Source organism: Arcobacter sp. CECT 8989, assembly GCF_004116715.1.
Lineage (GTDB): Bacteria > Campylobacterota > Campylobacteria > Campylobacterales > Arcobacteraceae > Halarcobacter.
Map to the genome: position 1 here is coordinate 1 of NZ_PDKE01000112.1, position 403 is coordinate 403.

The 403-nt window shown below is 25.1% G+C and carries 1 protein-coding gene; it reads right to left on the bottom strand.

All coding sequences use genetic code 11. The annotated features are described in order from the left end of the window. Window positions 1–28: 28 nt before the first annotated feature. A complete protein-coding gene (locus CRV02_RS14655) occupies window positions 29–313 on the bottom strand; it encodes a hypothetical protein (protein ID WP_129090921.1) in 285 nt (94 codons plus the stop codon). Window positions 314–403 lie beyond the last annotated feature (90 nt).

The window sequence follows — 403 nt, forward strand, 5'->3', positions numbered from 1 at the left end:
AATAAGTATAAGCCACTTCCAGAGATGCCTAATTCATTTGACTGTTTCTTATCTTATAAAGCTTTTTCATATACGAAAAACCAGTTTTTTGATCTCTTTTAGGGTTTTTATTACAAGAGTAATACAAGTGATAAGTAACTAACTCTTGAATAGCTTTTAAATCATTCTTTTTAGTTAAGTCTTCATAAATAGCTAAAGATTTTTTATCTTCAGGTTTTTTATTTAAAGAGTAAGGTGGATATAAATATAAATGATCCAGTTTATATGAAGCTTTTTTATCACCGTTGTCAATTATTGTTTGTAAACCTTCCACTGCTTTATCATATTTATTTACTTTTTTATTTGTATTAAGACTTACAAGTTCAATAGAATTTTGTATATCTCTTGAGTTTTAAGATTTTTT